The sequence below is a fragment of the Acinetobacter sp. GN11 genome (assembly GCF_054823985.1).
This window is the reverse complement of the sequence record NZ_JRVL01000315.1, coordinates 711-5080: the sequence shown is the minus strand read 5'-3', so window position 1 is coordinate 5080 and position 4370 is coordinate 711. Positions and strand designations below refer to the sequence as shown.

The following is a 4370-nucleotide window of genomic DNA, read 5'->3' as shown; positions in this document are numbered from 1 at the left end:
AAAACAAGCTTGAAGTCGATCTTCTGGATCGTGGTTCATGCCAAGTTGACTTCACATATAACAGTAATCAGTACTCAACTAAAAAATTGGGACCTTATATATGTCATTAAATATTATGAATAAGGCTCAAATAGAGAGCTATAAGAAATTTTCATTGTCTTTAAAATACTTTATAGGTATTTGCTTATTTTATTTTGTTTATGCCTTTCTTAGTCCAGCACATGCTGCTTGTACTGTAGCTGGAACCACAAATAATACGTTTACCTACACGGCAGCAAATATTAATAGTGATGCAACAGTAAACCTTTCAGGAACAATTACTTGCACGAATGGAGGACTAATACCTCAGATTTCTCCATTTATGTGTATGAAAACCGTATTTACGGGAACCACAAATGCAATTAATAGTGTTTCATTACCGTATACAGTCACTGCGACTGTAGGTGGAGCAGGTTCTTCTACCACCAACCAAACCTCTAATGTTTGGTATGGTCCAGTGGTAACACTTGCTTCAAATAATATTCTTAATTATTCAGTAAATGTGAAAGTACCAGCCCGAACGGGGTCGCTCATTGCATATCCTCAAGGAACCTATACAGCTACGGTTCAACTATTTTGGGATATGGATCTTCTAGCGGTGTTATGTTTAGGTGATTTACTCAGCTGGGACTCTGGAAATGTAACTTTAACAGCAAACTTTGTAGTACCAAGTTTGTGCCAATTAAATTCAACCTCAACTGTAGATTTCGGCAATATTAATGATACTGGTACGACGAGTCGTGATTACACAGCGCAAGGAGCAGTGAATACGACCTGTAATTATGGAACGCCGTATAGTATTTATTTAGGGGATGGAGACAACCGTATTGCTGGTGGATTTAGGCGTATGAAACATGACAATAATGATTATGTTCCATATCAGTTATATAAAGACTCTAACTATAGTACGGTGTGGGATGCCACGGGTGGAGTAACTAATGTCGGTGGTTCAGGAGGCGTCTCAAAAACAGGCTCAGGCATTGCGCAAACCACTCCAGTTTATGGAAAGATTCCGCAAGGTACTTCCATTGCAACTAAACCAGGAAACTATTCTGATAGTGTTGTTGTTACAGTGACTTATTAATTTATCAAATATACGCGGTTCTATTTTAATAGTATGGTTCCGCGTAATTTTAATTATATTCATTAAAAATAGCTGAACATAAAACGATATAAATCAAATAATTTTGACATTTTAAAACTTATTCGTCATCAAAAACAGTTTGACTTAAAAATACATTCTGTATATTTATTGGTTAGTTCTAAAAAAGAACTAGAAAGTAAAACAGGCAATTAAAATAAAGGTGAACAAATGTCGGATATTATTTTGCATCAATGGGAAATTTCCCCATTTTGTCAGAAAGTTTCAAGAATTTTGAAATTTAAAGGAATTTCATTTGAAACAGTTAACTATAACGGCATTCTGGGAGCTAAGGTCCCTTTGCTCAGTAAAGTAGGTAAAGTACCTGTAATTGACCATAATGGACAGCGAATACAAGACAGTACCCGAATTGCTCGCTACCTAGAAGAAACTTACCCAGATACACCACGGCTTTATCCCGAAGATCCAAATCAAAAGGCACTTGCAGAGTTGTGGGAAGACTGGGCAGATGAAGCTCTCTATTTTTATGAAGTCTATTTACGCGTCAATGACCCAGATGCGCTAGACGAAGCAATTCGCATTAGTAGTATTGGTCGCCCAGCGTATGAAAGGCCAATGGTAAAAGGATTTATTTTAGCCGAGTTAAAAACACAGCTTTTCTTTCAAGGTCTAGGCCGGATGAAAGCTGAAAATGTTGAAGCAGAGTTTAGAAGACACCTTGACCGTATCGAACAAGTTTTATCGCAAAGTGAATGGTTAGTTGGAGATTCTCAGACAATTGCCGACATTGCTGTGGTTGCTCAACTTGGTGAAGTGGTTCGCACAAGCAAAAAATTTGGTAAAGAAATTTTGGATCGTCCGTTTATTGCTTTATGGTATAAAAAACAAACAGGGTGAAATAACCATGACATTAGCAACACCAGATAAAAAATTAGATTGTGCAGTTGTTATTGGCGTTGGGGCATCACAAGGTATTGGCGCAGCCGTATGCCATCGTTTTGCAAAAGAAGGTTTAAAAGTTTATGTCGCTGGGCGCACTTTCCAGAAAATTGAAGCAGTGGCTGCCGAAATTCATTCGAAAGGTGGGGACGCTGTAGCGTTCCGTTTGGATGCAGAAGATATAAAACAAGTACAAGCTCTATTTGACACAATCACCAGTCAAAATGAGCGTATTACTACTGTCATTCATAATGTGGGGGGAAATATTCCCTCAATCTTTTTGCGAAGTCCGCTGTCGTTTTTTACGCAAATGTGGCAATCCACTTTTTTATCGGCTTATTTAGTTTCTCAAAGCTGTCTAAAAATCTTTAAAGATCAAAACCACGGTACGCTTATTTTTACAGGTGCGAGTGCTTCTTTGCGCGGGAAACCTTTTTTTGCAGCTTTTACCATGGGTAAATCTGCTTTGCGAGCTTATGCACTCAATCTAGCTCAAATTTATAAAACACAAGGCATACATATTGCTCATGTGATTATTGATGGAATGGTCGATGGCGATAGAGTAAATAAAGCATTATTTGGTCTGGGGCGGTTAGCACGTCTTACACGTGGTACGGGTGGCCTCAATATTGATGCAATTGCAGAAAACTATTGGATGCTTTACCAACAAACGCCGAAGCTTTGGACACATGAACTCGATTTACGCCCTTACCAAGAAAAATTTTGAGAGAGACTAAAATGCTAAAAAAAATATGTCAGAGATTTCAAAAAAAGCAGGGTTGTGTTGTTGTTGCTAGTCATGATTTACATCTAATCGAACGTGATTTTGTAATTCTAGATAAAAACGCACAATTTCCATTACACCTTTATCAAGTTGTGCATGATTCAGCTGTACAAAATATCCAAGTTCAGTCAATCAACGATGGCGTGACAGTAGTTCATTTGAACTTAGTAAATGCAGATCATTTAAAAAAATTGGTGCGTTATATTTCCAGCCAAAGACATACAATTGAACTCTGTGTGTTTCAGCCGAACTTTTCATCTTCGCCGAATATTGAGGCTTTATCTTTAGAAGAGATTGAACACAATTGGCAGACCACAGGTTTAAGTGCGGTGAGCGTAGCGCAAGCTGTGATTAAGCCGATGTTAAAGCAGCAGCGGGGCACCGTTATTTTTCTTGGTGCGCCATTTAACAACTCGACTCACTACGATGTGTTAAGCCAAAGCATGTTTGCGGGTATTCGTGCTTTAGCTCAGTCATTAGCAAGAGAGTTTCATCCTAAAGGTATTCATATAACCTATTGCATGGTTGAAAAATGGGATGGGCAGAACCAACACTTTATTTCATCTGTTAATCAAGTATGCCAACACATCTATCAACAGCCTGATTCGGCATGGAGCCAAGAACTCAGCCTATCTTGAAATTTTACTTTTGCATGTTCTTAAAATACAGTACTGATCTGAAATGACGACAGAACAATAATTTCGATAGGTATTTACATGACAAAAATTAAGAGTGCTCAGCCAGCTGTTAAAGTAGTTTGTACGTTGGCAGCTTTTATGTGTGTTTCTTCATTAGCGCAAGCATATCAATATGATCAAACTGCTCGTTTAATTAACGAGCGTTTATCTTATATGAAAGATGTCGCAGGTTATAAAGCAGAACAGCATTTGCCGATTGAAGATTTAACTCAAGAAAAGAAAGTTCTTGATCAATCACTTTCTGAAGCCGATTCTTTTGGCCTAAATAGTGAAACTGTGAAGCCATTTATTGTAACGCAAATGAATGTTGCGAAGGCAATTCAGTACCGATATCGCGCAGACTGGTTGTCGAGTCCAGAAACTAATTGGAAACCGCAAGATTTAGCCGAAGTACGTTTAAAAATTAGTACGCTAAATACTGAGCTTTTAAAAAATATTGCCTATGAACTCAAGAAAAATAATAACAAAGCACCTCATAGCTGTAGCTATATGTGGTCTGTACAGCACCCTCAACTTAAAGAGGCCGATAAAAAAGTTTTATGTATGACACTAAATAAAATTAAGTTAAAACAATAGGTTTCTTAAAGCGGGGCATATAAATTGCTGATTCAATCCAAATTAAATCAGCAATCTTTTCAAGCTTAAATTTGTAGAACAGAAGTCTGATGAGTACGGAAATATTTTAAGGGATAAACGCTTTTAGCTTAAAAGTGTTTACAACTGTTTTTTCATTTATTGAGTAATCAGCAAAACAGCAAGAATAAAAAAGATACAGCCACTAATTTTATTTAATCTGGCAAAGTTATTT

The 4370-nt window shown here is 37.3% G+C and carries 6 protein-coding genes; all 6 read left to right on the top strand.

From position 1 onward, the window contains the following. Nucleotides 1-110 (top strand): hypothetical protein (locus NL42_RS18770; protein WP_461313901.1); only part of this gene is annotated, 110 nt, incomplete at its 5' end. Then, nucleotides 101-1123 carry a Csu type fimbrial protein gene (locus NL42_RS18765; RefSeq protein ID WP_461313900.1) on the top strand — a complete coding sequence of 341 codons (1023 nt, stop codon included), beginning with the start codon at nt 101-103 and terminating at the stop codon, nt 1121-1123. The genes NL42_RS18770 and NL42_RS18765, both read left to right, overlap by 10 nt. Before the next feature lie 228 nt (nt 1124-1351). Continuing rightward, entirely contained in the window at nt 1352-2038 is a 687-nt protein-coding gene (locus tag NL42_RS18760) for a glutathione S-transferase family protein (protein ID WP_461313899.1), read from the top strand. Nucleotides 2039-2045: 7 nt separating this feature from the next. Continuing rightward, on the top strand, nt 2046-2807 hold the full coding sequence (locus tag NL42_RS18755) for an SDR family NAD(P)-dependent oxidoreductase (protein WP_461313898.1): 762 nt from the start codon (nt 2046-2048) through the stop codon (nt 2805-2807). A gap of 11 nt (nt 2808-2818) precedes the next feature. Next, nucleotides 2819-3502 (top strand): SDR family NAD(P)-dependent oxidoreductase, encoded by a 684-nt coding sequence (locus NL42_RS18750; RefSeq protein WP_461313897.1) that lies wholly within the window; start codon nt 2819-2821, stop codon nt 3500-3502. Nucleotides 3503-3580: 78 nt separating this feature from the next. Further along, nucleotides 3581-4138 (top strand): chorismate mutase, encoded by a 558-nt coding sequence (locus tag NL42_RS18745; RefSeq protein ID WP_461313896.1) that lies wholly within the window; start codon nt 3581-3583, stop codon nt 4136-4138. Nucleotides 4139-4370 lie beyond the last annotated feature (232 nt).

Bases quoted from the DNA above. Each gene is read 5' to 3' on its own strand.
- NL42_RS18765 (WP_461313900.1), top strand. From the start codon at position 101: ATGTCATTAAATATTATGAATAAGGCTCAAATAGAGAGCTATAAGAAA.
- NL42_RS18760 (WP_461313899.1), top strand. From the start codon at position 1,352: ATGTCGGATATTATTTTGCATCAATGGGAAATTTCCCCATTTTGTCAG.
- NL42_RS18755 (WP_461313898.1), top strand. From the start codon at position 2,046: ATGACATTAGCAACACCAGATAAAAAATTAGATTGTGCAGTTGTTATT.
- NL42_RS18750 (WP_461313897.1), top strand. From the start codon at position 2,819: ATGCTAAAAAAAATATGTCAGAGATTTCAAAAAAAGCAGGGTTGTGTT.
- NL42_RS18745 (WP_461313896.1), top strand. From the start codon at position 3,581: ATGACAAAAATTAAGAGTGCTCAGCCAGCTGTTAAAGTAGTTTGTACG.